The sequence below is a fragment of the Paracoccus sediminis genome, assembly GCF_900188295.1.
In the GTDB taxonomy this organism is placed as follows: Bacteria; Pseudomonadota; Alphaproteobacteria; order Rhodobacterales; family Rhodobacteraceae; genus Paracoccus; species Paracoccus sediminis.
This window is the reverse complement of record NZ_FZNM01000003.1, coordinates 439,714-461,345: the sequence shown is the minus strand read 5'-3', so window position 1 is coordinate 461,345 and position 21,632 is coordinate 439,714. Positions and strand designations below refer to the sequence as shown.

General features: G+C 67.6%; 25 protein-coding genes and 1 tRNA gene. 8 read left to right on the top strand and 18 right to left on the bottom strand.

The window, feature by feature from the left end:
- A partial coding sequence (locus tag CHB77_RS07685) for an OmpA family protein (RefSeq protein ID WP_176430318.1) occupies positions 1-246 on the top strand: 246 nt, incomplete at its 5' end.
- Positions 247-300: 54 nt separating this feature from the next.
- Here the strand turns inward: CHB77_RS07685 and CHB77_RS07680 are convergent.
- The 3 genes from CHB77_RS07680 to rlmB all read right to left on the bottom strand — a co-directional run bounded on the left by CHB77_RS07680 (position 301) and on the right by rlmB (position 2,246).
- The gene (locus CHB77_RS07680; protein WP_089387573.1) at positions 301-732 is read right to left on the bottom strand and encodes a CoA-binding protein; all 432 of its coding nucleotides are present in this window, start codon (positions 730-732) and stop codon (positions 301-303) included.
- 210 nt (positions 733-942) lie between these two features.
- Positions 943-1,347 carry a YHS domain-containing (seleno)protein gene (locus CHB77_RS07675; protein WP_089387572.1) on the bottom strand — a complete coding sequence of 135 codons (405 nt, stop codon included), beginning with the start codon at positions 1,345-1,347 and terminating at the stop codon, positions 943-945.
- A 95-nt stretch (positions 1,348-1,442) separates the two neighbouring features.
- Positions 1,443-2,246 (bottom strand): 23S rRNA (guanosine(2251)-2'-O)-methyltransferase RlmB, encoded by an 804-nt coding sequence (gene rlmB, locus CHB77_RS07670; protein ID WP_089387571.1) that lies wholly within the window; start codon positions 2,244-2,246, stop codon positions 1,443-1,445.
- A gap of 124 nt (positions 2,247-2,370) precedes the next feature.
- Here rlmB and CHB77_RS07665 point away from each other — a divergent pair.
- Together CHB77_RS07665 and CHB77_RS07660 are read left to right on the top strand one after the other, a co-directional pair.
- Positions 2,371-2,454, top strand: a tRNA-Tyr gene (locus tag CHB77_RS07665).
- A 362-nt stretch (positions 2,455-2,816) separates the two neighbouring features.
- Positions 2,817-3,260: a DUF1810 domain-containing protein gene (locus tag CHB77_RS07660; protein ID WP_207303019.1), complete on the top strand. Its 444-nt coding sequence runs from the start codon at positions 2,817-2,819 to the stop codon at positions 3,258-3,260.
- Positions 3,261-3,266: 6 nt separating this feature from the next.
- Here CHB77_RS07660 and CHB77_RS07655 read toward each other — a convergent pair whose 3' ends face one another.
- From CHB77_RS07655 to CHB77_RS07640, 5 genes are all read right to left on the bottom strand, one after another.
- Positions 3,267-4,427 carry an iron-containing alcohol dehydrogenase gene (locus CHB77_RS07655; protein WP_089387570.1) on the bottom strand — a complete coding sequence of 387 codons (1,161 nt, stop codon included), beginning with the start codon at positions 4,425-4,427 and terminating at the stop codon, positions 3,267-3,269.
- A gap of 22 nt (positions 4,428-4,449) precedes the next feature.
- Positions 4,450-5,079, bottom strand: coding sequence for a DNA-3-methyladenine glycosylase (locus tag CHB77_RS07650; protein WP_423212881.1), 630 nt, complete (start codon positions 5,077-5,079; stop codon positions 4,450-4,452).
- 10 nt (positions 5,080-5,089) lie between these two features.
- Positions 5,090-5,395, bottom strand: coding sequence for a hypothetical protein (locus CHB77_RS07645; RefSeq protein WP_089387569.1), 306 nt, complete (start codon positions 5,393-5,395; stop codon positions 5,090-5,092).
- A gap of 50 nt (positions 5,396-5,445) precedes the next feature.
- Positions 5,446-5,595: a hypothetical protein gene (locus CHB77_RS18295; protein WP_165456219.1), complete on the bottom strand. Its 150-nt coding sequence runs from the start codon at positions 5,593-5,595 to the stop codon at positions 5,446-5,448.
- Between the two features lie 66 nt (positions 5,596-5,661).
- The gene (locus CHB77_RS07640; RefSeq protein WP_089387568.1) at positions 5,662-7,320 is read right to left on the bottom strand and encodes an NAD+ synthase; all 1,659 of its coding nucleotides are present in this window, start codon (positions 7,318-7,320) and stop codon (positions 5,662-5,664) included.
- Positions 7,321-7,444: 124 nt separating this feature from the next.
- Here CHB77_RS07640 and CHB77_RS07635 point away from each other — a divergent pair, with 124 nt between their 5' ends.
- The 4 genes from CHB77_RS07635 to CHB77_RS07620 all read left to right on the top strand — a co-directional run bounded on the left by CHB77_RS07635 (position 7,445) and on the right by CHB77_RS07620 (position 11,812).
- Complete coding sequence (locus tag CHB77_RS07635; RefSeq protein ID WP_089387567.1) at positions 7,445-8,902, top strand: MORN repeat-containing protein; 1,458 nt, start codon at positions 7,445-7,447, stop codon at positions 8,900-8,902.
- An 82-nt stretch (positions 8,903-8,984) separates the two neighbouring features.
- A complete protein-coding gene (locus tag CHB77_RS07630; RefSeq protein ID WP_242626565.1) occupies positions 8,985-9,692 on the top strand; it encodes a GntR family transcriptional regulator in 708 nt (235 codons plus the stop codon).
- A 9-nt stretch (positions 9,693-9,701) separates the two neighbouring features.
- Complete coding sequence (gene uxuA, locus CHB77_RS07625; protein WP_089387566.1) at positions 9,702-10,913, top strand: mannonate dehydratase; 1,212 nt, start codon at positions 9,702-9,704, stop codon at positions 10,911-10,913.
- Positions 10,913-11,812: a sugar kinase gene (locus CHB77_RS07620; RefSeq protein ID WP_089387565.1), complete on the top strand. Its 900-nt coding sequence runs from the start codon at positions 10,913-10,915 to the stop codon at positions 11,810-11,812. The genes uxuA and CHB77_RS07620 overlap by 1 nt, the downstream gene beginning before the upstream one ends.
- A 10-nt stretch (positions 11,813-11,822) precedes the next feature.
- Here the strand turns inward: CHB77_RS07620 and CHB77_RS07615 are convergent, their stop codons facing one another.
- Genes CHB77_RS07615 through uxaC form a run of 8 tightly spaced genes read right to left on the bottom strand, consistent with a single transcriptional unit; the run spans position 11,823 to position 19,410 of the window.
- The gene (locus CHB77_RS07615) at positions 11,823-13,238 is read right to left on the bottom strand and encodes a mannitol dehydrogenase family protein (protein WP_089387564.1); all 1,416 of its coding nucleotides are present in this window, start codon (positions 13,236-13,238) and stop codon (positions 11,823-11,825) included.
- On the bottom strand, positions 13,216-13,956 hold the full coding sequence (gene kduD, locus CHB77_RS07610) for a 2-dehydro-3-deoxy-D-gluconate 5-dehydrogenase KduD (protein WP_089387563.1): 741 nt from the start codon (positions 13,954-13,956) through the stop codon (positions 13,216-13,218). Before kduD ends, CHB77_RS07615 begins: the two co-directional genes overlap by 23 nt.
- Positions 13,953-14,780, bottom strand: a complete 828-nt coding sequence (gene kduI / locus CHB77_RS07605) for a 5-dehydro-4-deoxy-D-glucuronate isomerase (RefSeq protein WP_089387562.1) — start codon at positions 14,778-14,780, stop codon at positions 13,953-13,955. The genes kduD and kduI overlap by 4 nt, the downstream gene beginning before the upstream one ends.
- An 11-nt stretch (positions 14,781-14,791) precedes the next feature.
- The gene (locus CHB77_RS07600; RefSeq protein ID WP_089387561.1) at positions 14,792-15,073 is read right to left on the bottom strand and encodes a cupin domain-containing protein; all 282 of its coding nucleotides are present in this window, start codon (positions 15,071-15,073) and stop codon (positions 14,792-14,794) included.
- On the bottom strand, positions 15,070-16,350 hold the full coding sequence (locus CHB77_RS07595; RefSeq protein WP_089387560.1) for a TRAP transporter large permease: 1,281 nt from the start codon (positions 16,348-16,350) through the stop codon (positions 15,070-15,072). The genes CHB77_RS07600 and CHB77_RS07595 overlap by 4 nt, the downstream gene beginning before the upstream one ends.
- 4 nt (positions 16,351-16,354) lie before the next feature.
- Positions 16,355-16,939, bottom strand: a complete 585-nt coding sequence (locus CHB77_RS07590) for a TRAP transporter small permease (RefSeq protein ID WP_089387559.1) — start codon at positions 16,937-16,939, stop codon at positions 16,355-16,357.
- A gap of 55 nt (positions 16,940-16,994) precedes the next feature.
- On the bottom strand, positions 16,995-17,981 hold the full coding sequence (locus CHB77_RS07585) for a TRAP transporter substrate-binding protein (RefSeq protein ID WP_089387558.1): 987 nt from the start codon (positions 17,979-17,981) through the stop codon (positions 16,995-16,997).
- Between the two features lie 22 nt (positions 17,982-18,003).
- A complete protein-coding gene (uxaC, locus tag CHB77_RS07580) occupies positions 18,004-19,410 on the bottom strand; it encodes a glucuronate isomerase (protein ID WP_089387557.1) in 1,407 nt (468 codons plus the stop codon).
- Between the two features lie 87 nt (positions 19,411-19,497).
- Between uxaC and CHB77_RS07575 the strand changes: the two genes are divergently transcribed.
- Complete coding sequence (locus CHB77_RS07575) at positions 19,498-20,196, top strand: GntR family transcriptional regulator (RefSeq protein WP_089387556.1); 699 nt, start codon at positions 19,498-19,500, stop codon at positions 20,194-20,196.
- Between the two features lie 83 nt (positions 20,197-20,279).
- Here the strand turns inward: CHB77_RS07575 and CHB77_RS07570 are convergent, their stop codons facing one another.
- Both CHB77_RS07570 and exbD read right to left on the bottom strand, forming a co-directional pair.
- Positions 20,280-21,152: a TonB family protein gene (locus CHB77_RS07570; protein WP_089387555.1), complete on the bottom strand. Its 873-nt coding sequence runs from the start codon at positions 21,150-21,152 to the stop codon at positions 20,280-20,282.
- A complete protein-coding gene (gene exbD / locus CHB77_RS07565; protein ID WP_089387554.1) occupies positions 21,149-21,631 on the bottom strand; it encodes a TonB system transport protein ExbD in 483 nt (160 codons plus the stop codon). Before exbD ends, CHB77_RS07570 begins: the two co-directional genes overlap by 4 nt.
- Between the last annotated feature and the right edge of the window lies 1 nt (position 21,632).

Sequence of the window (21,632 nt, the reverse complement as noted above, 5' to 3'; positions counted from 1 at the left end):
TTCCTGATCGAGGGCCACACGGACACCGTGGGCTCGGATGCGGCGAACCTGGCCCTGTCGGACCGGCGCGCCGAATCGGTGGCCCTGGCGCTGACAGAGTATTTCGAGGTGCCGCCCGAAAACCTGGTGGTCCAGGGGTATGGCGAACAGGACCCGCAGATCCGCCGGGAAGGCGACATCCGCGAAAACCGCCGCGCCGCCGTCCGACAGATCACAAGCCTCCTGCAAACCGCAGACGGGCGGTGACGCCAGACAGACGAAAGGCCCCGGATATGTCCGGGGCCTTTTTCATGATGTCAATTACAAATGACGCGGAAACTCGATTTTCGGGCAACGATCCTGGACCACGGTGATCCCCCGTGCCCGTGCCCGTGCCGCGGCGGCGTCGTTGCGAATTCCCAATTGAAACCAGATCGACTGAAGATCGGGCAGGCTGCCCAACGCCTCGTCCACCAGCGGTCCCACAGCTTCGGGGCGCCGGAAGATGTCCACCATCTGCACACCGGCGGACGTGGGGATGTCCGACAGCGAGGCATAGACGGTCTCGCCCAGGATGCGGCTTCCGGCATGGCCGGGATTGACAGGAATGATACGGAAACCGTTGGCTTGGAGATAGCGCGCGACGCCCCAACTGGGCCGCGCTTCATTGGGGGACAGGCCGACCACGGCAATCACCTTGATGGTCCGCGCAATGCGCGCGATATCCTCGTCATCCTCGAAATCGATGTCCATGGCGGGCCTCTCCTCCTCATCCAAAAGTTGTAGGCACCTTTACACAGAAAAGGCGCCCGGTCCAGATTTCTGGCCGGGCGCAAGTCGCGGAACGAGGGACAGTGATCTGAACATGACGGTTCCGGGGTCATGTTCCAGATGGTAAATGGGCAACAGGCCGAAAAGTTCCAGAAGAATCGCGAATTCGTGATTGAAATGCGCCGCCGGATCCTATTGTTCCCACTGCCGGGCAGCCTGTCTCAGGATTTGCTGGGGCGCCTTGCGCAATTCGCGGACCGACCGGGCCGAGCCGACCAGGTAAAGGCGGTTGCCGATCACCACGGCATGACGCGGATCGCCCGGCACGCGGCGGCCTTTGGACAGGGCGACGGGGCACAGGCCCGCGAACGCGGGCGCAAAGCTGCGCGGATCGGATTCGAAGCGGCTGCGGTTTTCCTCGGTCGCGAAATGCCAGACCTGCCCTTTCCACATCGTCGCGATGTCGCCGCGTCCGGGCACGGGCCGGCCGCTTTGCAGCAGGCCGACGGCGTCAAGGCCTTCGATCGCCCAATCCTCGGCCGCGGCCGGCAGGACAGGGGCAAGCATCAGGCTCAGCGAAAGAAGAAGCGGTTTCATCGGTCGAACAGGCTTGGGGTGGCAGGTGGCCTGATGTGGCACCGCCCGGCCCGATTCTCAACGCCGCTGCAAGGATTGTCGCAGCGATGTGATCCCTATGCCATGCTGGCTGCGTAAAGCCCGACCGCCGCCGCGTTCGAGACGTTGAGCGACCCGAAATCCGCCGCGAACGGGATCCGGGCCACGTGATCGCAGCTTTTCATCGTCAGGTCGCGCATTCCCGGCCCCTCGGCCCCCAGGACCAGGCAAACGGCGCGGCCAGGCAGGGCGGCCAGCAGTTCGGGCAGCGGCCGATCCCCGGTTCCATCCAGGCCGATCAGCGTGAAACCCATGTTCTTCAGCTGCGTCAGCGCCTCGGCCAGGTTCGGGACGCGCAGATAAGGCTGGCGTTCCAACGCCCCCGAGGCGGTCTTTGCCAGGGCGCCGGTCTCGGGCGCGGAATGGCGGGCGGGGGCAATGACGGCGCGGGCGCCGAACACCTCGGCGGACCGCAGGATCGCGCCGATGTTGTGGGGGTCGGTCACGCGGTCAAGCGCGACCAGCAGGGGACGCCGTTCTCCTGGCGCCTGCCGCAGCACCACCTCGCTGAGGCCGCCCCATTTCAGCGGCTTCACTTCCAGCGCGGCGCCCTGGTGGACGCTGTCGGACGCCAGCGGCACCGCCTTTGCGAAGGTGCGGGGATCGGCGATTTCAGGGGCCGTGCCATGCAGGTCGCCCAGCCGGTCGAGGGCGTTCCGCGTGACCACCAGCCGCAGCTTTTCCCGTGCCGGATTGGCCAGGGCGTCGCGCACGGCGTGCAGCCCGAACAGCCAGACGGTTTCCGCAGCCCCGGCGCGGCGCGCCCGTTCCTTGTCGATCACCCACGTGGGTTTCCTGGGCTTTCCCGGATGTTCGGACATATGCGCGATCCTTGTGAGTCTGCCCCTTCATGGCGCGCGGGCGGGCCGGGATGCAAGGCCCGGAAATCCGCTTGACGCCCTTTCCCCCGCCCGCTAATCACGCCCCCACGCCGAGGCGTTCGGCGGGCGACGTGCTGCAAGGTGCGGCAGCGGACTGTAACTCCGCCGGGGAGACCCATGCCTGGTTCGATTCCAGGGTCGCCCACCATTTTTTCCGATACCGAGTGCGTGAAGGCTGGCTTCATCTGATGCGCCGCAAAAATGCGCCGCAGAATGCGGTTTGCAGCCTGTTCGAGCCGGTCCCGTCATGGGGTGCCTTCGGTTCGTGGGCCGATCCCGGCCCGGCGGCATCCCGACCGAAAGCGCCGCCCTGCCCGCCGGTCGCGGCACACCCGATGTCCGGCCATGGCGGACCGGCTGTTCCCTGTGCTGGTGTGTCTGGAGCACCCCAGATCACGGCAGCATCCGTTTCGGCCATGCGGTATCATGGGATCGGGGGCCAAGCGGCCAGCCACCTTCAAGAGCAGCTTGGCCGGCTCGGGGCTGGGGGAATCATCTCAAGGAACGCCAATGATCCACGACATGCAATCCGGTGATCCCGATACGCTGGACCGCTTTCTGGCGGCGCAGGACGGGGTTTGCGACAAGGCCTTGGCCGAACTTCGCCGAGGCCGCAAGCAGAGCCACTGGATGTGGTTCATCTTTCCCCAGCTGCGTGGCCTTGGCCGGTCGGCGATGGCGCATCGGTACGGCATCGTCGATTTGGACGAGGCCCGGCGTTATCTAGGCCATCCCGTGCTGGGGCCAAGGCTGTCGGCCTGCGGCCGGGCCATGCTGGATCACCGGGACGAATCGGCGGACACGATCCTGGGACCGGTGGATGCGGCCAAGCTGCGGTCGTCGGCCACGCTGTTTGCGGCGGCGGGCGGCGACCCCCGGATCTTCGACGACATCCTGACGGCGTTCTTTGGCGGCAGGCCTTGTCCGCTGACCCTGGAACGGCTGGCGCGGTAAGCGCGCTTACCAGGCGGCCTCATAGATCGCCAGGGCATCTTCCTGGGTCACGGGCCGGGGATTGTTGACCAGCAGCCGGGTCTGCTTCATCGCGTTCTCGGCCAGGCGGGGCAGCGCGTCGCGCGGCACCCCGGCATCGCGCAGCCGCTGCGGCAGGCCCAGCCGGGCCGACAGCGCGGCAAGCCCGTCCGTGAATGCCCCGGCCCGACGGGTGTCGTCCGCCATGCCAGCCAGGGACGCATCGAAGGCCGGCGCCAGCGCGGCATAGGCCGGGGCCGCTGCGGGCAGGGTAAAGCGCATCACATGCGGCAGCACCAGGGCATTGGACAGCCCGTGCGGAATATGGAACAGCCCGCCCAGCGGATAGGCCAGGGCATGGACTGCCGCGACCGGCGAATTGGCGAAGGCCTGTCCGGCCAGCAGAGATCCCAGCAGCATAGCGCCCCGCGCATCCCGGTCGTTCCCCCGATGGACCGCCGTCTCGATGTTGGCCGCCAGAAGCCGCATGGCCTGATCGGCCAGCATCCGGCTGAGGGGATTGTTGTTCGGACTGGCCGAGGAATGGGCCTCGATCGCATGGACCATGGCGTCCATGCCGGTGGCCGCCGTCACGGCGGGGGGCAGGGTCAGGGTCAGGTCCGCGTCCAGGACGGCCAGATCGGGCAGGATCACCGGCGACGATACGCCGCGTTTTTCGCCCCCCGCCACGGTGATGATGGCGATGGGCGTGACCTCGGATCCAGTGCCTGCGGTGGTGGGCACAAGCACCAGCGGCAGACGCGGCCCCCGCGCGTTGCCGACGCCCCAGGCGCCGTCCAGATCCTGATCCGATCCCAGCAGCAGCGCCGCCAGCTTGGCCACGTCCAGCGACGATCCACCGCCGAATCCCAGCACCCCCGTCACCCCCGCGCCCCGGCCCGCGGCCACCGCATCCATCAGGGTGGCGTGCGACGGATCGGCCTCGACCTGCGCAAAGACGGTGACGGCATGGCCCGCCGCCGTCAGGTCGGCCAGGGCGGCCCGGTGCAGGCCCAGCCGTTCCAGCCCCGGATCGGTAACGAGAAGGACACGGGGGCCAAGGCGGCGGCTCGCCAGCGTGGCCAGGCGCGCGACTGCGCCTGGCTGGACGATCAGGCCGGGGGTCGTATGAAATTCGAAGGGGTGCATCGGTGTCCTTGCAAGGCTGCGATCAGGGTGATTCCGGACAGGCAGACGCCGGTGGCCTGCTGCCCCTTTGGAAAAGATTGCCGGATGTCTGCGCAGGAAACGGGCGGCTGACCTGCCGCGCGGCCCCGGCAAGGCCGAAACGCCAGGGCAGATCCTGCGCCTTGCTGATGCCGATGCGCGGCCCGGACAGCAAATCCGGCGTTTCGCGGGACAAGGTGATCGACAGGCCCGCGCCATCGAAAGGGGCGCCGTCGTCCTCGGGCCGGATGCCAAGCGCCTGGGACAGGCGCCCCGGCCCGTTGCACAGCAGCGCGGTGTTGCCCCGCCGCATCCGCATCAGGTCCAGTCTGGCCTGGGGGTCCAGCGCACGGATCAGCACGGCCTCCCCCGGCCGCCCCACGACATTCAGGCACAGGTGGATACCATAGCTGCGATAGACATAGGCATGTCCCGCAGGCCCGAACATCGAGGCGTTTCGCAAGGTCGGTCCGCGATGGCTGTGGGACGCGGGGTCGTCGCGGCCATAGGCCTCGGTCTCGACGACGATGCCGCCCGCGCCGCGGACGATCAGCGTCGCGCCGATCAGGCGGCGGGCAAGGCTGACGGCATCCAGACCCTGGATCTGGCGGATAAACGACGTGTCGGGCATCATGTCGTGTCGATCAGTTGGGCGAACCAGTCTGCATGGGCGTGTTTCGGACCATCCTGCGGTTGAAATCCGGCGCACCATCGTTCCACCAGACAGGACCGCGTTCGCCCAAGGCGATCTTGGCGTCGTGGACGGCACGGCGGGCGGCCCGTTCCATCCCGGCATCGCGGGCACGGCTGGCCGACCTTACGGTCCGCCGCGCCGTCATCAACGCCGAGACCAGTCCGGCCCTGTCCGCGGTGTCCAGATGCGGATTGGCGGCGCGCCACAATCGTCCGCGCACGACGATATAGCGTCCGTCGGGCGTCAGCAGGGGCATTGCCGTGCAGCCGATCCAGCAGAGGCATTCATCCCAAGAGAACCCGGCCGTCAGACCTGTTCCTGCACCTCGTCGTCGGGCTTGTCCTTGATCTTGGCGGGGTTCATCACGTCGAACTCCTCGGGCGAATGGGGTTTGCCTTCGTGTTCGCCCTGGCCGTTCCGGCGATCCGGCTGCTGGTCCTTTTTGGTGTCCGTCATGACTGCGGCTCCTTGGGGTGGCACCCAACCGAAGCCGCAACCCCGGCGCCGGGTTCCGCCCGCAGGTCACGCCTTGTCGCGCCAGCGGTTGACCAGAGGATAGCGGCGGTCCAGCCAGAAGGCCCTTGTGGAAATGCGCGGGCCGGGCGCGGCCTGGTACCGTTTCCATTCGCTGCCATACAGCAATCGTTCCACCCTGGTCACGGTGTCCGCGTCAAACCCCTGTTCGACTAGATCGCGCAGGGACAGATCCTTTTCGACCAGCCCGTCCAGGATGGCGTCCAGAATTTCATAGGGGGGCAGCGAATCCTGGTCCTTCTGGTCGGGGCGCAATTCGGCCGAAGGGGGCTTCGTGATGATCCGGGGGGGGATCACCTCGCCCTGTGGTCCCATCATCCAGTCGCGATGGTTCCGGTTCCGCCAGCGGCAGGTCTGGAACACGCGGGTCTTGTACAGATCCTTGATCGGGTTATAGCCGCCCGCCATGTCGCCATAGATGGTGGCATAGCCCACGCCGACCTCGGACTTGTTGCCGGTGGTCAGCAGCATTCCGCCGAACTTGTTCGACAAGGCCATCAGCATCACCCCGCGCAAACGGGACTGGATGTTTTCCTCGGTGATGTCGGGGTCCGTCCCCGCCATCAGATGCGCCAGGGCGTCCGACACCGCGCCGCGCGCCCCGTCGATGCGCACCGTGTCGAGCCGCACCCCCAGCCGCGCCGCACACTCGGCGGCGTCGTCCAGGCTGGCCTGGGACGTGTATTCGCTGGGCAGCATCACGCAATGGACGTTCTGCGGACCGATGGCGTCGGCCGCGATGGTCGCCACAAGCGCGGAGTCGATGCCGCCGGACAGGCCAAGAACCACCGTCGTGAAACCGGACTTGCGCAGGTATTCGCGCAGGCCCAGCATCATCGCCCGGTAATCCTGTTCCCATTCGTCGGGCTGGGGCGCCATCAGCCCCGGTTCCGCCCGCCAGCCGTCATCGCCCGACGTGAAATCGACATGGGCCAGCATTTCCTGGAACGGCGGCAGTTGCACGACCTTATGGCCACCGGGGTTCAGCACGAAGCTGGCGCCATCGTACAACTGGTCGTCCTGCCCCCCGACCATGTTGACATAGACCAGCGGCAGGCCGGTTTCCACGACGCGCCCGACCATATGGCCCATGCGCAGGTCCAGCTTGTTCCGGTGATAGGGCGAGCCGTTGGGCACGATCAGGATCTCGGCCCCGGTTTCGGCCAAGGTTTCGGCCACGTCGGGATACCAGCTGTCCTCGCAGATGGGCGATCCGATGCGGGCGGCGCCCGCGGCATAAGGCCCGCTGATCGGGCCGCTGTCGAACAGCCGCAATTCGTCGAACAGCTGCCTGTAGGGCAGGTGGTGCTTCAGCACGCGGGCCACAAGGGCGCCGTCCCTGAACACCCAGTATGCGTTGTACAGCCGGTCGCCATCGCGCCACGGCCCGCCGATGCCCAGGGTCGGCCCGCCCGCACAGGCCGTGCCCAGGGCCATGATCTCCTGTTCGGCCTGCCGGGTAAAGGCAGGCTTCAGCACCAGATCCTGGGTCTGGTATCCGGTGATGAACATTTCCGGCAGGGCCAGCATGTCGGCCCCGGCCTCGCGCGCGGCGACCCATGCGTCGCGGGCCGTGGCGGCATTGCCCGGCAGGTCGCCCACCGTGGCGTTCAACTGTCCGATGGTCAGGCGAAAGCGTGTGGTCATGGCATGGCCCCTGTTTCCTGTCGGCCCCGTGATAGGCGAGGGCGCGCGAAAGGAAAAGTCGGGCTTTGCGCCGGGGGTCCGGCTGCGCTAGACCATGGAACGAACGTCAAGGGACAAGGTGGCGATGAAGGCGGCAATCTGGGCGGCAGTTCTGGCGACAGTGGCGGGAACCACGGCGGTGGATGCGCAGGTCGTCACCAAGCAATACGACGATGGCGGCGTTTACGAAGGCACCTTCCGCAACGGCCGCCAGCACGGCCAAGGCAGCTATGCCTTGCCGAACGGCTATCGCTATGAGGGCGATTGGGTGGAAGGCGAAATCCTGGGCCAGGGCCGCGCCACGTTCCCCAACGGTTCCATCTATGAGGGCCAGTTCGCCGAAGGCAAGCCCAACGGCACCGGCACCATCACCTATGCCGACGGCGGCACCTACCGGGGCGACTGGGTCGCGGGCGAGATCACCGGCAAGGGCGAGGCCCGCTATGCCAACGGGTCCGTTTACATGGGCGATTTCGTCAAGGGGCTGCACCAGGGCAAGGGCGTGCTGACCCAGCCCAACGGCTATCGCTATGAGGGCGACTGGAACGCGGGCGTGCGCGAAGGCCAGGGCCGCATCACCTATCCCGACGGCGCGGTCTATGAGGGCGGGATGCTGGCCGGGCAGCGCGCGGGCCAGGGCAAGCTGACCATGGCCGACGGGCTGGTCTATGACGGGATCTGGTCGGCGGGGCAGATGTCGGGCACGGGCGTTCTGGTCCAGGGCACGGGCGACCGCTACGAAGGCCAGATGCTGAACGGCCGGCGCGAGGGGCAGGGGGTTGCCACCTATGCCAACGGCGACGTTTATGACGGCGCCTTCCGGGCCGACCGCCGCCACGGCCAGGGCACCTTCACCGGCACCGACGGCTATGTCTATGTCGGATCCTGGGTCGAAGGCCGGATGGAGGGGCAGGGCCAGATCACCTATCCCGACGGGTCGGTCTATGTGGGGCAGATGAAGGCCGACCGCCCGGACGGCACCGGCAAGATCACCTATCCCGACGGCGCGACCTATGAGGGCCAGTGGGCTGCGGGCGTCATTCAGGGCGACGGCATCGCCACCTATGCCAACGGGATGGTTTACGAGGGCGGTTTCAGGAACGCCCGCAACCATGGGCAGGGCCGGATGAGCTATCCCGACGGCTATGTCTATACCGGCGCCTGGGCCGACGGCCAGCGCCACGGCGAAGGCCAGGCGACCTATCCCGATGGCACGGTCTATACCGGCAGCTTCGCCAACGGTTTGCGCGACGGCCAAGGCAAGCTGACGACGCCCGACGGGTTTGTCTATGAAGGCGGCTGGAAGAACGGAGAGATCGACGGCAGCGGCGTGGCCACCTATGCCAGCGGCGATCGGTACGAGGGCACTTTCGTCGCGGGCAAACGTCAGGGCCAGGGTGTGATGCGCTATGCCAGCGGTCAGGTCGCGTCGGGCGAATGGGATCAGAACCGCTTGGTCGAAAGCGGCCCGGCACCGGCAGGCGCCGACGCGGAAACGCCCGCCATGCCCGCCATGCCCGCCGAGACACCGACGAGGCCCTGATCCGCATCCGGCCCTTGGATGCGCTGCAAGCCGGCCGGGATGAACCGCACCGCATGGATTTATGCTTCACTAGTATGGAAGTATGGCATATAAGGCGGTCATGGAGGCGTTCATGGATCCGGCCCGCATCGTCATCTCGCCCAGCACCGCCTCGCAGGTCCATGACTGGCTGCGCAAGCGCGTCCAGCGGGGCGACCTGCCGCCCGGAATGCGCGTCAGCGAAACCGAGGTGGCCGCCGCCATCGGCATCAGCCGCCAGCCCGTCCGCGAGGCGTTCATCCGCCTGGCCAGCGACGGCCTGGCCGAGGTCCGCCCCCAGCGCGGCACCTATATCAGCCGGATCTCGGTGTCGGCAGTCCTGTCGGCGCGTTTCATCCGCGAGGCGGTCGAGGCCGATCTGGCCCGTGCGGTGGCCCTGGCTCGTCCCGCGGACATCCTGGACCGCATGGCTGACGAGATCGCCTGCCAGCACCGGGCCGATCACGCCGCCAAGGTCGAGGATTTCATCGAATCCGATGACCGCTTCCATCGCCTGCTGGCCCAGGCGGCCGGGCAGGATGCCGTCTGGTCCGACCTGGAACGGTTGAAGGCGCAGATGAACCGGCTGCGGCACCTGTCGATGCGCGTCTTCGATCGCAGCTTCACCATCGGCCAGCATCAGGCGATTCTGGACGCGCTTTGCGACGGCAACCCGGACGCGGCGGAAACCGCGACGCGCGCCCACCTGCGCCAGATGCTGACCGAGGTGCCGCAAATGGCGGCAGCCCAGCCCGACTATTTCACCGACTGAGAGGATTTCATGCGACACACCTGGCGCTGGTTCGGCCCCCACGATCCCGTTTCGATCGACGACATGCTGCAAGCGGGCGTCCAGGGCGTCGTCACCGCGCTGCACCATGTCCCCACCGGCACGGTCTGGCCGCCCGAGGAGATCGCCCGCCGCCGGGCGCAACTGGCCGTCATGCGGGACGGCGCCCCGTCGGACTTGGAATGGGAGGTCGTCGAAAGCCTGCCGGTCAGCGAGGCGATCAAGACCCAGACCGGCGACTGGCGCGGGCATGTGGACAACTGGATCGCCTCCATGCGGAACCTGCACGGGGCGGGGATCCGGGTGATCTGCTACAACTTCATGCCGGTGCTGGACTGGACGCGCACCGACCTGCAATGGCGCCGCCCCAACGGCGCGCGCTGCATGCGGTTCGACCTGACCGACTTTGCGGCCTTCGACATCCACATCCTGGAACGCCCCGGCGCGGCAGAGGATTTCCCCGAGGATGTGCGCGACGCCGCCGCCCGCCGCTTTGCCGACATGGACGACGCGACCCGGCAGCAGCTTGCGGGCAATGTGGTGTTCGGCCTGCCGGGCGCCGCCGAACGGCTGACCATGGGCGACGTGCGCGACCTGCTGCAAAGCTATGGCCCGGTGACGGACATGGTGCTGCGCCGCCATTTCAACGATTTCCTGGAACAGGTGGCCCCGGCCGCGCAGGAACTGGGGATGCGGCTGTGCTGCCATCCCGACGATCCGCCCTTTCCGCTGCTGGGCCTGCCCCGCGTCATGTCCACCGAGGCCGATTTCGCCGAACGCATCGCCGCCGTGGATCTGTCCGCGAACGGCATCACGCTGTGTTCGGGATCGCTGGGCGCGCGGCACGACAACGACCTGCCCGGCATGATGCGCCGCCTGGGCGACCGGGTGCATTTCCTGCACCTGCGCAACGTGCGGCGCGACGCCGAGACCGTTCCCGCCAGCTTTTTCGAGGACGAGCACCTGGGCGGCCAGACCGACATGGTGGACCTGATCGATGCCGTCCTGGCCGAGGAATCGCGCCGCCGCGCCGCAGGCCGCGACGACTGGCGCATTCCCATGCGGCCCGACCACGGCCAGGACATCCTGGACGACATCGGACGCGGCGGCCAGCCGGGTTATCCGGCCATCGGGCGGTTGAAAGGACTGGCGGAATTGCGTGGGGTCGAGATGGCCCTGTCGCGCCGGCACCGGCCGGCCTGATGCGGATCCTGTCCATGGGCGAGGCGATGGTGGAACTGGGCCAGTCCGACCGGCCCGGCCTGTGGCGGCTGGGCATCGCGGGCGATACGCTGAACACGGCCTGGTATCTGCGCCGATTGCTGGGCGCGGATTGGCAGGTCGATTACCTGACCCGCGTGGGCACAGGCGCCTTTTCGCAGCAGATGGTGGATTTCCTGACGGCCGAGGGGATCGGCACCGCCCATGTCGGGCGCGACCCCGACCGGGAAATCGGCCTCTACGCGATCAGCCTGACAAACGGCGAACGCAGCTTCGCCTATTGGCGCGACACTTCGGCGGCCCGGCGGCTGGCCGATGATCCGGCGGCCCTGGACGCAGCGCTTGACGGTGTGGCGGTCGCCTATTTTTCCGGGATCACCGTGGCGATCCTGCCGCCGCAGGGCCGCGCGAACCTGCTGGCGACGCTGGCGCAGGCGCGGGCGGCAGGGACGCGCGTGGTGTTCGACCCGAACCTGCGGCCCCGCCTGTGGGCCGACGCTGAAACGATGCGGCAGGGGATCAGCAATGCGGCGGCTGGCGCCGATCTGGTCCTGCCCTCCTTCGACGACGAGGCCACGCATTTCGGCGACGCCGACCCGGCGGCGACCGTCGCGCGCTATCGGACGCTGGGGGCGGGGCAGGTGGTGGTCAAGAACGGCGGCGGGCCGATCCGCTTCGGCGGGCATGATGGCATTGGCATCATAACCGACTTGGATCCCGAAACCCCGGTTGACAGCACGGCGGCGGGCGACAGCTTTAATGCGGGTTACATGGTCGCATGGCTAGCGGGCGCCGATTGCCCGGCGTCCATCGCGGCGGGCCACGCCCTCAGCCGCAAGGTGATCCGGCATCGCGGCGCCTTGGTGCGCGAGGCTGTATAGGGCGGGGGGTTCACCCCGCCCGTCGGGCGACCATGGCCCGCGCGCCGTCCCGCACCAGGCCCGACAGCGCCGTCGTCAGATCCGCCGCAAAGCCCGCATCGTCGCGCAGGGCGGGGGGGAACACCTCGGCCAGCGCCAGAAAGCCCGCCACGGTCTGCGCGGGATCGTCCCGCCACAGCGCGGCAAGGCGTGGCGCCAGCGGATCCTTGACCTCGATGGCGGCGCCCTTTTCGTCGCGTCCCGACACATAGCGCATCCAGGCCGCCACCGCCAGGGTCAGCCCCGGCACGGCGCGTCCCGCCGCGCGGCTTTCCGCGATGGTCCCCAGGATCCGCTGCGGCAGCTTCTGGCTGCCGTCCATGGCGATCTGCCAGGTCCGATGACGGATCGCGGGATTGGCATAGCGCGCAGCCAGGGCATCGGCATAGGCACCCAGATCCTCGCCCGGCGGGGGCGTCAGCGCCGGGATGATCTCGTCGCGCCACAGCCCGCGCACGAAATCGGCAAAGACCGGATCGGCCATCGTGTCGGCAATGGTCTGGTGCCCTGCCAGATAGCCCAGATAGGCGAGGCTGGAATGCGTGCCGTTCAGCATCCGCAGCTTCATGTGCTCATAGGGCGTGACATCGGCCACCATCTGCACGCCGACCTTTTCAAAGGCCGGGCGGGGACCGCAGAAACGATCCTCGATCACCCATTGGCGGAAGGGTTCGTGCATGACCGGCGCCTCGTCGCGGGTGCCAGTCGCGGCCTCCAGCCGATCCAGATCGGCCGGCGTGGCGGCCGGGACGATGCGGTCCACCATGGTCGAGGGGAAGGCGCCGTTCGCAAGGGTCCAGTCGGCCAGCGCCGGGTCGATCAGACGCGCGAGTTCCGTGACCACGCCCTGCACCACGCGGCCGTTTTCCGGGAGGTTGTCGCAGCACAGCACCGTGAAGGGCGGCAGCCCCGCCGCCTGGCGCAGGGCCAGGGCGCGCACCAGGAAACCGGGCGCGGATTTCGGCAGCGGGTTTTCCAAGTCGTGGATGATATCGGGATGATCGCGGTTCAGCCGCCCGGTGGAGGGTTCGTGGCAATAGCCCTTTTCCGTCACCGTCAGGCTGACGATATGGGTGTCCGGCGCGGCCATCGCGTCCAGAACGGCCTGGGGATCTTCGGGCGCGACCAGCACATCGCGCAGCACCGTCGCGACCTGCGGTTTCTCGCCATCCGGCCCAAGCTCCACCGCCGTATAGGCCCAGCCTTGCGGTTTCAGCCTGTCGCGCGTGCCCGGCGATTGCAGCGACACGCCGGTGATGCCCCAACCCCCGGCCTCGGCCACGTAGATTGCGCCATGCGCGCGGAAGAAGGCGCCAAGGCCCAGGTGGACGATGCCCCCCGCCGTGGCGGGGTCGCGGTAAAGCCTATCGTGCAAGCCAGCCTCCATCGACGTTCAGCACCGCGCCGTTGATGTAATCGGACGCGGGGGCGGACAGGAACACGGCGGTCTGGCCGATGTCCTCGGGGCGGCCCCAGCGGCCTGCGGGGATGCGGTCCAGGATCGCGCGGCTGCGGTCGGGGTCGGCGCGCAGGGCGGTGGTGTTGTTCGTCTCGATATAGCCCGGCGCGATGGCGTTGACGTTCAGGCCCCCTGCCGCCCATTCGTTCGCCATCAGCTTGGTCAGTCCGGCAACTCCGTGTTTCGACGCGGTATAGGACGGCACCCGGATCCCGCCCTGAAAGGACAGCAGGGACGCGATGTTGACGATCTTGCCCCGGCCGCGCGGCAGGGCGGCGCGGGCGAAGGCCTGGCAGGTGAAGAACAGCGCTTTCAGGTTCGTGTCCATCACCTCGTCCCAGTCGGCTTCGCTGAAATCCACCGCATCGGCGCGGCGGATGATGCCCGCGTTGTTGACCAGGATGTCGATGCGTTCGGACGCGAACAAGTCGCACGCGGCCATCGGGTCGCTGAAATCCAGCCGCAAGCCGCGCCCCGCCTTTTCAGAAACCTGGCCCATCAGCGCCAATGTCTCGCCGCAATCGCGGCGGCCTGCGGCGATCACGTCCGCCCCCGCCTGCGACAGGGCCACGGCGATGGCTTGGCCGATGCCGGTGTTGGCGCCGGTGACAAGCGCGACCTGACCCCCCAGCGAAAACGGATTCACCGCAGATCCCCCGGCTGGACGAAATCCATGTCGGTGTAATCCACATTGTCGCCCGCCATCGCCCAGATGAAGGTATAGCCGCCGATCCCCGCGCCCGAATGGACCGACCAGGGCGGCGACAGTATCGCCTGTTCGTTGGCCACGAAGATGTGCCGGGTTTCCTGCGGTTCGCCCATCAGGTGCAGGACGCGCGATTCCGGGGCCATGCCGTGATACAGATACGCCTCCATCCGCCGGTCGTGGACATGGGCAGGCATGGTGTTCCAGACCGACCCGTCCTCCAGCGTGGTATAGCCCAGCACGAGCTGGCAGCTTTCCATCACCAGCGGATGGATGAACTGGCGGATGGTGCGCTTGTTCGAGGTTTCGACCGCGCCGGTCTTCATTTCCTTGGCGTCTTCCACCGTGACCAAGCGGCAGGGCAGTTCGCGATGCGCGGGGGCCGAGGCGATGTAGAACCGCCCCATGCCGCTGAAGGTGACGGCGCCCGACCCCATGCCCAGATACAGCACGTCGCCGTTCTGCATCTCCCACGTCCGGCCCGCCGCCGTGACGCTGCCCGCATCGCCGATGTTGACGATGCCCATTTCACGGCGTTCCAGAAAGGTCGCGGTCTTGGTTTCCGCGATCTTGTCCAAGGTGATGTCCGCGCCGTTCGGCACCGCGCCCCCCACCACGAAGCGGTCGTAATGAGTATAGACCAGCCGCACCTCCGCCGTGGCGAACAGGCCTTCGGCCAGGAAATGCCGGCGCAGGTCCGCCGTGTCCATGCCTTTCGCATGATCGGGATGGACCGCGTGGCGCGTTTCGACATGGGTTGTCATGATGTGGCCTTTCACAGGAAATCGTCGCGGCGGGGGGTGAAGCTGTCGATCAGCACGCCCCCCTCCAGGCATTCGCAGCCATGTTCGGCGCCGGACGGGATAATGAACGCATCGCCCGGCCCGACCTGGAAGTCGCGTCCGTCCACGGTAAAGCGATAGCGGCCCGACTGCACATAGGTCGACTGCACGTGCGGGTGGCTGTGCGGCGCCCCCCGGTCGCCCGCGTCGAAGGCGAAGCGGACCACCATCAGGTCGGGGGAATGCGCCAGGACGGTGCGGACGGGATCGGTCATTTGAACACCGAAGGCAGCCACAGCGACAGGGCGGGGATGTATGTCACCAGCATCAGCGTGGCGAAAGCCGCGCCATAGAAGGGCCAGATCGTGCGCATCGCCTGCCAGATGCTGATCCGGCCCACCGCGCAGCCCACGAACAGCACCGCGCCCACCGGCGGGGTGCACAGCCCGATCCCCAGGTTCAGGATAAGGATCACCCCGAAATGCACCGGATCGACGCCGAAGGCGGTGGCCACTGGCAGGAAGATCGGCGTGGTGATGACGATCAGCGGCGACATGTCCATGAAGGTGCCCAGGATCAGCAGGATCACGTTCATCAACAGCAGGATCACCAGCGGGTTCGACGACACGTTCTGCAACAGCTCGACCAGGGCGGTGGGCACCCGCAGATAGGCCAGCAGCCAGCCAAAGCAAGCCGCGCAGCCGATCACCAGCAGCACCATGGCGGTGGTGCGGACCGCGCCCTTGGTCGCCTCGATGAATTCCGACAAGGGCAGGCTGCGATAGACCAGGGCCGTGACCAGCAGCGCATAGACCACGGCGATGTTCGACGATTCCGACGCGGTGAACCAGCCCGACCGCACGCCCCCGAAGATGATCGCGATCAGGATCAGGCCGGGCAGGGCGGACACGAACAGCTGCCCCACCATGGCAAGGCCGGGAAACGGCTCGGTCGGATAGCCGCGCCGCCGGGCCACCCACCAGGTTGCGACCATCAGGCTGGCGGCCAGCACCAGGCCGGGGATGATGCCCGCCGTGAACAGGTCGGCGATGGACAGCCGCCCGCCCGCCGCGATGGAATAGATAATCATGTTGTGGCTGGGTGGGATCATCAGGGCGATGATCGAACTGACCACGGTGATGTTGACGGCGTAATCCACGTCGTATCCGCGCGCCTTCATCTGCGGCACCATCAGCCCGCCGACGGCGCTGGCGTCCGCCGCGGCCGATCCCGACACGCCGCCGAACATCAGGGACGCCACGATGTTGACCTGTCCCAGCCCGCCGCGCATGTGCCCGATCAGCGACCCGGCCAGGGCCACAAGGCGGCGCGCGATGTCGCCCCGCACCATCAGGTCGCCCGCGAAGATGAAGAACGGGATCGCCATCAGCGCAAAGACCGAAACGCCCGAATTCAGGCGCTGGAACACCACCACCGGCGGCAGGCCCAGATACAGCACCGTAAAGAACGACGACGCGCCCAGGCAAAAGGCCACCGGCGTGCCGATCAGCAGCAGCGCCACGAAGCTGCCGAACAGAATCCACAGTTCCATGGCGCTACCTTTCCTGATGCAGCATGGTTTCGGCCCGCTGGCCGTCGGCATGACCGTCGGGCGCGCCGTCCGCCGCGTCGTCCATGTCGCCGAACCGCGCGGTCTTCAGGCCCGCCGCGCGGCGCAGGATCCGCTCGATGGAAAACAGCATCAGCAGGATGCCGCCGCCGACCACCGGGGCGAAATCCCACAGCCGGGAAATCCCCAGCCCCGGAATCACCCCGCCCGCCGCCTTGGCCGCAAGCTGCCAGCCGTACCAGGCCATGCCGAACCCGAAGGCGGTCACGACCAGATCGGAGGCCGTGTGGAACCACGGGCGCCAGCGTTCCGGCATCACCATCAGCCCCACGTCGAAGGACAGGTGATAGCCTTCCTTGACGCCCACGGCGGCCCCCAGGAAGATGAACCAGCCCATCAGCATCACGCTGGCGGGTTCGGCCCAGAACAGGCTGGTGCCCAGCACATAGCGCCAGACCACCTGCGCAAAGACGAAGGCGGTCATCAGCACCAGGCCGATCCCGGCCAGCCACAGCCCCGCCGTGGCCACCGCGCCGGTTAGCCGCGCCAGTCGGATCAATGCGTCGCGCATCGCGCGTCCCCTTGCCAAGAAACGGCCGCCCGCGGAGGGGCGGGCGGCCATGGGATCACCGGGTTTCCCGGATGCGCTTGACCAGATCCTGCGCTTCGGGCGTGGTCACGTATTTTTCATAGACCGGGGCCATCGCCTCGATGAAGGCGGTCTTGTCCACGTCCTTGATGACCTCGGCGCCCGCCGCGATCACCTTTGCCTCGCTGGCCTTTTCCTGTTCGGCCCACAGCTGGCGCTGCAACGTGGCCGAGTTGCGGGCGGCGGTGCGCACGATCTCCTGATCCTCGGGCGACAGCTTGTCCCAGGCGATCTTGGACATGGCGACCAGTTCCGGCACCATCAGATGCTGGTCCAGCGTAAAGTATTTGGCCACTTCGGCGTGGCCCGAACTGTCATAGGACGGAAAGTTGTTCTCGGCCCCGTCGATCACGCCCGTCTGGATGGACGAATAGACCTCGCCATAGGGCATCGGCGTGGCGTTGGCGCCAAGCGCCGCCATCATGTCCACGAACACGTCGTTCTGCATCACGCGGAACTTCATGCCCTTGAGATCCTCGACCGACTGGATCGGTTTCTGCGAATTGTAGAAGTTGCGCGCGCCCCCGTCGTAATAGGCCAGCGCGATCAGATCCTTTTCGGCAAAGTCCTCGGCGATCTCCTCGCCGATGGGGCCGTCCATCACCGCCTGCTGGTGTTCGGGCGAGGTGAACAGATAGGGCAGCGACATCAACTGCGTGACGGGCACGATGTCGTTGAACGACCCAAAGCTTGCCCTCACCATGTCGATGACGCCGAACTGGGTCTGTTCGATGGTGTCCTTTTCCTCGCCCAGCTGGGACGACGGGAACACCTCGATGCAGATGCGGCCTTCGGTCTTTTCCTTGACCTCGGCCGCCATGGCCTTGACGCCCTCGACGGTCGGATAGCCGTCGGGATGGGTGTCGGACGACCGCAGGGTGATCTCGCATTCGGCCGCGGCGGCGCCGCCGACGAATGCGGCCGAGATCAGCAATCCGGCAAAGGTGGTCTTGACGAACTTCATGGTTTCCTCCCGTTGGTGAAGCTCAAAGTCTGTAGGCCCTCTTGGCGAGGCCGTAGGTCAGGTCATGGGCCAGTTCGGGCGCCTCGTCCCGATGCAGGCGTCCGGTGGCGATCAGGGTGGCCAGGTATGCGCAATCCACGCGGCGCGCGACATCGTGGCGCGCGGGAATCGAACAGAAGGCGCGGGTATCGTCATTGAAGCCCACGGTGTTATAGAAGCCCGCCGTTTCCGTGGTCATCTGCCGGAACCGCATCATGCCTTCCGGGCTGTCGTGGAACCACCAGGGCGGGCCAAGCCGCAGGCAGGGCCAGACGCCCGCCAGAGGCGCCAGTTCGCGGGAATAGCTGGTTTCGTCCAGCGTGAACAGGATCACCGTCAGGTCGGGGCGCATCCCCACCGCGTTCAGCAGCGGGCGCAGCGCGGTGACGTAATCGGTGCGGCCGGGAATGTCGAAGCCCTTGTCGCGGCCGAACATCGCCATCACCGGATCGGAATGGTTGCGCCGCGATCCGGGGTGGATTTGCAGGACCAGCCCGTCCTCCAGGCTCATCCGCGCCATCTCGGTCAGCATCTGGCCGCGAAAGGCGTCGGCCTCGTCGGGTGTGCAGTCGCCACGCAGGGCCTTGTCGAACAACGCGGCGGCATCGGCCTGCGGCAGATCCTCGGTCCGGGCCGTGGGGTGGCCGTGGTCGCTGGACGTGGCGCCGTGATCCCGGAAAAACGCCCGCCGCGCCCGGTGCGCGTCGAGGTATCCGTCCCAGGTGGCGGTGTCGAATCCGGTCTGCTGGCCCAGCAGGGCCACGTTGTCGGCGAAACCCGCCATCTCGGGGTCCACCACGCCATCGGGGCGATAGGCGGTGACGACCCGGCCCCCCCAATCCGATTCCCGGATCATCCGGTGCCAGAGCAGGTCGTCGGTCGCGGCCTCGGTCGTGGCGATGACCTCGATGTTGAAGCGGTCGAACAGCGCGCGGGGGCGGAATTCGGGGCGGGACAGGCAATCGGCGATGCGGTCGTAATACCAGTCCGCCGTGTCCGCCGACAACCGCCGGTCGATGCCGAAGACATGCTGGAAACTGTGGTCCAGCCATAGCCGCGACGGGGTGCCGCGCAGCAGGTGGTAATGGCGGGCGAACAGGTGCCAGATCCTGCGCCCGTCGGTTTCGGTCGGTCCGCCATCGACGCGCGGCACGCCCAGATCGGTCAGGGGCACCCCTTGCGAACACAGCATCCGAAAGACGTAATGGTCGGGCGTCACGAACAGCTGCGCGGGATCGGGAAAGGGCTGGTTTTCCGCAAACCAGCGAGGGTCGGTATGGCCGTGCGGACTGACGATGGGCAGATCGCGGATCCCGGCATACAGGTCGCGCGCCAGGCCGCGGGCGCGTCCTTCGGTCGGAAACAGCCGATCCTCGTCCAGCAAGCCCATCCCGTCTCCTCCCTCGAGTCGTGCTTGTTTTCGTCCGGGTCATCTAATATGCTAGTTTTCAAGAATGGTCAATCACCCGGAGGCGGCATGAGATCCACTTTCTTGGCCGACGACTTTTCCCTGGCGCAGGACACGCGAACCCGCAGCGTCACCGACCAGATCTTCGACCTGCTTTATGACCGCGTGGTGAACCTGACCCTGCGCCCCGGCGCCAGGCTGTCCGAAACCGAGGTCGCGACCCAGATGGGCGTGTCCCGCCAGCCGGTGCGCGACGCCTTTTACCGGTTGTCGCAACTGGGCTTCATCCAGATCCGCCCGCAGCGCGCCACCATCGTGACGCCGATTTCCGAAGAAGCCGTGCTGCAAGCCTATTTCATCCGCGCCGCGCTGGAGGAATCCTGTTTGCGCGTCGCGGCGCAGCGGCTGACCGACGAACATCTGGATGCCCTGGACCAGGTGCTGGACGCCCAGGCCCATGCCATCGAATCGGACGACCGCGCGGGCTTTCACGCGCTGGACGACCGGTTCCACCACGACCTCTGCACCTTTGCCGGGCTGGATTTCGTCTGGACCCTGGTGAGGGAAACCAAGGGCCATATGGACCGGGCGCGATACCTGTCGCTGTCCTATGGCGCGGACACGGCCTTCGCCGAACACCGGCTGATCCTGGACGCCCTGCGCCGCCGCGACGCCGACGCCGCCGTCGCCGCCATCCGCCAGCACCTGAGCCGGATCGAGGGCATCATCGCCCGCCTGCGCATCGACCAGCCCGAGGTGTTCGGCTGATCCGATGAACCTTGCCCGGAGAACTATTCTCGGGGGGTGCCGCTGAAAGCGGCCGGGGGGGCAGACGGCCCCTGCCTCATTACTCATCGCACCTGCAAGGTGATCGGCAATTCGAAACCGTAGCTTGCCTCGGCCAGACCGGCGGGCGCACGGGGACAGCGGCCGGCGCGCTGCGCAGCCTGCACCGCCGCCTGGTCCAGGGCCGCGATGCCGGACGATCCGGCGATGCCGACCCCCTGGATGGTCCCACTGCGCGAGACCGACAGGGTCAGCGTCACCCGCCCGCCTTCGCGCACCCCGCGCGGGGCCGATGCCCGGCGGCTGATGCAGGACCGGATCTGGCCGCCCCATTGCGACATCAGGCTGGCCTTCTGCTGGGGGTTTGGTCCCGTGGATCCGCTGCCGCCTGCGCCTTGCGGGGCCTGACGCGCCGGCGGCTGCGCGGCGGGCTGTTCCTGCCGCCGGGATTCCGCCTGCCGCTGCGGTTCCGGCTCGCGGCGGGGTTCGATCTGGCGCTGCGGTTCGGGTTCGCGTTCCGGGCGGCGTTCAGGCCGGACCGAGGCGGTCAGCGCCGCCTCGGGCGGGGTTTCCAGGTCCGGCGGCGCGGGCGGGAACAGGTCGGCCATGTCCTCCAACGGTTCCAGTTCGGGCAGCGGCGGCAGTTCCAGCGGTTCCGCGACCTCCTCCGGTTCCGGTTCCGGCTCCGGCTGCGGTTCAGGCTCGACGGGTTCCTCGGCGGCTTTCTCGACCGGCTCCTGGGGCGGGGCCACGGCTTCCTCGGCTTCCTCGGCGGGGGCAAGGTCCACAAAGACCGGTTCGGGCAGGCCCGGCGGGGCGGCGGCCTCGGCCTGGCGCAGGATCCACAGCGCCCCCCCCAGATGCAGCGCCAGCACCAGGGCCGAGGCCCCGCCCCACAGCGCGCCTTCCCGGATCGCGCGGGCGGCGCGGCCGGTCATCGCGCGGGGACCGGGGCGGCCGAGGCTGGGATGACGGCGGGGGCGTCCGGCGGGCCGCCCGCCGTGGCCGATTCCAGACCCACAAGCGCGATCTTCAGATAGCCGGTGTCGCGCAGGGTGTTCATCACCCCCATCAGGTCGCCATAAGGAACCGCGCGGTCGGCGCGCAGGAAGATGCGCTGTTCCCGGTCGCCCTCGGTGGCGGCGGCTAGGGCGGCGGCCAGCCCGCCCGGCGCGATGTCGGTGTCGTCCAGGGCCAGCGTCAGGTCGGGCTTGACGGTCACATAGACCGGCTGGTCCGGGCGCTGCGCCGGGGTGGCGTTCGACACCGGCAGATCGACGTTCACATCGACCGTGGCCAGCGGCGCCGCGACCATGAAGATAATCAGCAGCACCAGCATCACGTCGATGAAGGGGGTGACGTTGATCTCGTGGTTCTCGACCAGATCGTCGCCGCTGTCGCGGATTCCTCCGGCCATG